Raw genomic sequence first — 4,874 nt, 5'->3', positions numbered from 1 at the left:
ATGGCGGCGTTTCTATGGACCGTTTACGATTACCACTTGCTTCATCCGGACGAAAATCCGGATATGGACGAAGTGCGTATTACCCGGCTCGTGGCGCGCCTTGAAGCGCACCTGGACGGATTGCGGGTCGCCGGTGAGGAGGGACGTAAGATAGCACAGGAGCGATACGATGAATTTCCGGAGGCGGGGGAGTTATTCGTTCTGCGGATGCTGTCGACGAATAATCCAATACCCATCTTCGAATTGCAACTCGACAGGGTCAGGGCTTATCTGGCTCAGAATCTTCCGCGGGGTTGACCGATAATGTCAGATCATTTTATGAACGTCGTATCGAATGGTTCCGCTTTGTAGCCGCCGCTGTAGGAAAGCTCGATCCCGCGCCAACTCGCTCCGTCAAACTGGAAAATATACTCACCGCAGGCTGCCGTCAGCCACTCGTTGGCGTTGAGGCGATACGTGTAACCGAGGTTGGCGACCGGCTCGAATGCATTAGCCGAAAGGACATGCACGCCGAAATCGGAGTCGGCAAAATAGATGTCGCCCCTGAACGAGCATATCGATAGGATATCGCTTTCGATACTTGTTTCGAACAGCACGAATTCATCGTCTTTAAGATAGCCAGCAATTCCATGGTCCCCAGCAACCAACACGCGGTCATTCTCTACAAGGACGCAACGGAAATCGGTCCCTATCCTGACCTCTATCCGATCCCAGCTTCGTCCTCGCGATTTCAAGATCAGGACGTTTCCGCCAACCGCGTATAATCGATCCTTTGACAAGCCATGCATGTCAAAAATTCGGTCTGATGCTTCGACCGTGTCTTGAGACCAGGCGGACGCACCGTCAAATCGCCAGATGTGGCCGTCGTCTCCAAACACAAAGTCGGCAAGTGTGTCGAGCGAATATGCGCCAATGAGAAACGATGACTTTAGAACGTCCGTTCTCCATCCCGAATTCGTGTGAAGTCTCACGAGGCCGCCGATTTCGAGCAATACATCCCGATGAGTGCGGGTGGAGTGAAATGCCATGGCAAACTCATCGAACGCATCCTCCAGATCCACGCCCATAGAAATCATGGAAATCCGCAGGATTGCGACCTCTCCGACTTCTTCGTGCACATCCGACAACTGGCAGGCGACCCGGATATGGTCGCGACCAAGCTCATATGCATTCAGCGCATTGAACGACTGCATTTCCGGCGGCAGGTCCACCACCTTTTTGTGAACGGGAGTCATCAAGCCCACATCCTTGTCGGGTCCGGGTTTACGTCCCAGGCGATAGGCTGTTGCGCCGTCTTTGCCGCCGAGTTTTTCGGGTCCTTTTCCTTGACCGCGCGATCGAGATATTCCATGAACAAGGCCCTCAAGCATTCCTGGATGTTCTTCTGTGCCGCCGGCTTTGGCTTGGCGTTCTTGGCGCGCGGATCGTTGTCGACAACCGCTTTCGTGCAGTCATCTATAACCTGGCTCAGCGTCGGTGTCTGGGTGCGCTTGCGGATCGCGTCATTGCATTGCCTTGTCTTCAAGTTATGTGGCGACCCCGTTTTGCTGCCAGACCCCTTTCTCCGAAACCCACCACCCGGGCCTTTGGCATAAGACGCCATGCAGATACATGGTGCCCCGTTTGTCGTGTAGTTCTCAAATTGCGTTGCGGTCTCGACGCCACGTTCCCATTGCAGATATTCGTTTTGAACGAAGTGTTCGGATTCATATCCGTGAGGGCAATCCGCGTCTCGGTGCGTATGGACTTCGAACTCTGCCAGGATCGTAGCACAATCCAGTCTGTTGGGCGAAAACTTGCAAATTTCAGGCCAAGGGGGAGTCTGCCCCTGGGGGCTCGCATGGTTGTGCGTCGCCAAGTCAGAAAATCGTATGACCGGCTCGCCTTCAAATTTCACATCGGGCGACCATTTGTGAAAGTACTTCTTGCCGGTGTTTTGCGATGTGATGATACCCTTTTTCGGGGCGCAGCCGGCTTCGGTGCCGGAGGTCCGTTTCTCGTCGGATTTGTTTTTGATGTTGACTTCCTTGCCGCCAATCTTGACGGTAGCGGTGCCGTTCTCGGTGTCTGAAGCCATTCCGAAGCTGGGGTAGGGGATCGGCACCCCAGGGGGGGTTGCCGGCGTCTGCGGTGGCGTGAAGCAGACATCCGGAAAGGCCGCAATCGTCTGGGCGTTGACGGCCTTGCCGGAAATTTCGAGATTATTGGCAAAGACGTTGGACATCAGCTTTCCTGCGGAACCAAGATCGCGGCGCCGCATGCGCCAGCATCGTTTGATGCCTCTATAAGCACCGGCGCCGCCGGCGCGTAACCTTTCCTGGCGCCCATCCATCCCATTCCCAGCATCAATGGCACGACGGCTGCCCCTATATTTCCAAGGGATTCTGCGGGAGACCACAGATCTTGCGGGTCATGTCGCCCCCGCAGCAGCCGCAAGTTTGCCAGTGCTGTCTGCTTGAACCAGTAGGTTTCTCCGGTGAGATCGGCGATCCGATAGCCGATCTGGTTCATAGCAATGCCGGTTTCGTCCAGCGCCATCCGGTAGGCCCCTGTCATTCCGTCGCCACGCAACGGGAGATCCGCGCCATTGTAGATAGAGGCCGGCTCACGTGTGAGGCCGAGGCCGCAGAGCGGAAACTTCCCGCTGAAAGAACGTGAGCACAGGACCGCGGCCGCAGCTTCACCGGGTATGAAGCCGTCCGAATTATTCGGTGTCAGAATGCGCTCGGCGCCGAGATAGTGCGATAAGGCGGCTGAAGTCAGATAGCTGTCGACGCCGGCTATCATAACGAAAGGGGTTGTGTCGCGAGCGAGCAGGCTGCGGGCTTGGTCCAAGGCGACATGGCCGGAGGGCCTGCCATGGGAGATGATGCGCGAATGCGAACCCAATTCAACCTCGGCGATCTGGCTGACTTGTCGTAACAAAGAAGCACCTTCTTGCAGCGGCCGACCTTGTCGATCCGCCTCTGGAAGGCAGAGGATAAGCGCTGTCTTGCCGCGCGCTTCGGGAACCTCATCGAAAGCTTCGCATATTGCTGCTGCAGCCATGTGGGCGAGGCGTTTCTCCCCGATCCAATTGCGTGGCATCGGTACCGGCGCGCCGATCAACCACTCTCCACCCGGGCCAACAAACTGCGTCTCCTGAAATCCGTCGAGCTTTGCTCGCATCGCGGCACAGGATGATGGTGCATCAAGACCGACCGCGGTCACCATGCCGATTGATACAATATCCAGCATGGCGCTCATGCGGCATCAGCCTCCGCTTCGCGAACCGGCAGGCCAAAGAGGCGGATGTAGCGCTTGCCAGCAGCCCTTGCCCTGAGCATCCCCCTTGTCGGGTGGCCAACCCAGCACTCGCTAAAATCGAGGATCGTTCGGTGGATGCGCTGCGACACGCGCCAGACCAAAGAGAAGCGCCGATTTTCCAGGTCGAACAAAACAGTATCGGGCAGTATCTCGCTCTCAAGGGCTTTTTCATTGCCCTTGAACAAGGTGATCGGAAGGCCGGTAGCCGGCAGCCGAAAGCTTTCGCGCCCTGACGGGGTCAGGTTAACGATCACCACGTCTTCGCCGCCCTTGGGAAAATCAACCTGTTGGTCGGGAGGCGCCATCTGGAAATAGCGCTCGTCGAAATCGGGGGGCAGGAACGGGAAGATGTTGTCGGTCCAGTTTTGGTCGTAGGTGCCAGCGAATTCGATCCGGCCGGGCCAGGCCCTGCCGTACGGGCCAAAGCTCATGGGGCGGTAATCGCCGAACGGCGAGCGTATTTCCTCGTTCGTGGCCTGGGTGTTGGGCAGCCGTAGCCCGGGAATGTGACGTTGACTGCGCGTGCGAGCCCATCCGGTGCCGAAGGGGTTATGCCTGTAGCTCGCGGGCTGATCGTCGTCCGGGTCCAGGCGGTCAGTACCACCCCATGCGCTGTCATAAGAAAACGGCTGCCGCAGGAAGGGTTGCGCGGTGGAGACAGCAAAGACTGGTCCCAGCGCCCGCCACTCCCGATGACCGAAGACGTCGAATACCTTCGACCAGTTTCCAAGCTTCATTCCAACCGTCACGCGTTCTGCTGGCCGCCCGCCCGGAGCATAAGCGCACCCATTGGCGATGACGTCACAACGCGGCTTGCGGAATGCAAAATCCGTTTCCCAAAGCGTAGCCGAATAGCCCGGTTGACCCGTATGTGTGTCAGCCATGACCAGCGGCATCTGAATGGATGATTTCCGCACGAGGCCGCCGGGTGCCTCCGGAAAGTCAAAGGTCCCCTTGACGACGACGACGATGTACTCGTGGCCGGCCTTGTCCATGCCCATCGTGAATTCGGTTGGATAACCGGTTTGGTTCCAGATCTGCATCAGGCGTCACCCTCGGCGCCGGGGAAAAACGGCGCGAGCATTGTTTCAGGCGCATCGGCATCGACCTTCACCGCCTCGCGACCCCGCGTCCAGAATATCATGCCCCGGACCGGCTCGTCCGACACCTTGATTGGCGGAAAAGGCAATGCCGCAAGGCAGGTTGCCAGCCTGTCCCCCTCCATCTTGCTGTCTCTTGCCGATTTCCCTGTCGCTTCCAGTGCATCGAACCAGTCCGCCGCTACGCTCGCTATGTCCGCGGCGGCAAGCAACGGCGGTGCAGCGATGGTCAGCGGAAACCGGCGACCGGCACGGTCAGCGCTTGCCATCACTACGCCAGTCATGGCGCCAAATGTCTCCCCGCCCAGCAGAAACCGCAGGACCGGAGCGTTCTCCATTGACCCTTGCGAAAATCGGTGAACCAGATGCCGGCTGATCCATCGGTCCCACCGCCCGACGAAAGAGGCCGGCAGGTTGCGTGTGACGAAATCGCCCATCGCCGGCAGCTTTCCGAAAAATCCAGGCAGG

General features: G+C 58.0%; 6 protein-coding genes. 1 reads left to right on the top strand and 5 read right to left on the bottom strand.

Translation table 11 applies throughout. The features are described from left to right. Nucleotides 1-297 (top strand): hypothetical protein (locus tag A7X77_RS33640; RefSeq protein ID WP_064686602.1); only part of this gene is annotated, 297 nt, incomplete at its 5' end. Between the two features lie 14 nt (nt 298-311). Here the strand turns inward: A7X77_RS33640 and A7X77_RS30935 are convergent. Genes A7X77_RS30935 through tagF form a run of 5 tightly spaced genes read right to left on the bottom strand, consistent with a single transcriptional unit; the run spans nt 312 to nt 4,873 of the window. Beyond that, nucleotides 312-1,238 carry a WD40/YVTN/BNR-like repeat-containing protein gene (locus A7X77_RS30935; protein ID WP_156668187.1) on the bottom strand — a complete coding sequence of 309 codons (927 nt, stop codon included), beginning with the start codon at nt 1,236-1,238 and terminating at the stop codon, nt 312-314. Beyond that, the gene (locus A7X77_RS30930) at nt 1,235-2,224 is read right to left on the bottom strand and encodes a DUF4150 domain-containing protein (RefSeq protein ID WP_064686600.1); all 990 of its coding nucleotides are present in this window, start codon (nt 2,222-2,224) and stop codon (nt 1,235-1,237) included. Before A7X77_RS30930 ends, A7X77_RS30935 begins: the two co-directional genes overlap by 4 nt. Further along, nucleotides 2,224-3,246, bottom strand: coding sequence for a 3-oxoacyl-ACP synthase (locus A7X77_RS30925; RefSeq protein WP_064686599.1), 1,023 nt, complete (start codon nt 3,244-3,246; stop codon nt 2,224-2,226). Before A7X77_RS30925 ends, A7X77_RS30930 begins: the two co-directional genes overlap by 1 nt. Beyond that, complete coding sequence (locus A7X77_RS30920; RefSeq protein ID WP_064686598.1) at nt 3,243-4,349, bottom strand: DUF2169 family type VI secretion system accessory protein; 1,107 nt, start codon at nt 4,347-4,349, stop codon at nt 3,243-3,245. The genes A7X77_RS30925 and A7X77_RS30920 overlap by 4 nt, the downstream gene beginning before the upstream one ends. Then, nucleotides 4,349-4,873: a type VI secretion system-associated protein TagF gene (gene tagF, locus A7X77_RS30915; protein ID WP_245293816.1), complete on the bottom strand. Its 525-nt coding sequence runs from the start codon at nt 4,871-4,873 to the stop codon at nt 4,349-4,351. Before tagF ends, A7X77_RS30920 begins: the two co-directional genes overlap by 1 nt. Between the last annotated feature and the right edge of the window lies 1 nt (nt 4,874).

The organism is Rhizobium bangladeshense (assembly GCF_001662075.1).
GTDB classification, from domain to species: domain Bacteria; phylum Pseudomonadota; class Alphaproteobacteria; order Rhizobiales; family Rhizobiaceae; genus Rhizobium; species Rhizobium bangladeshense_B.
Note: the sequence above shows the minus strand (reverse complement) of the source record. Positions and strands in the feature narration are given on the sequence as shown.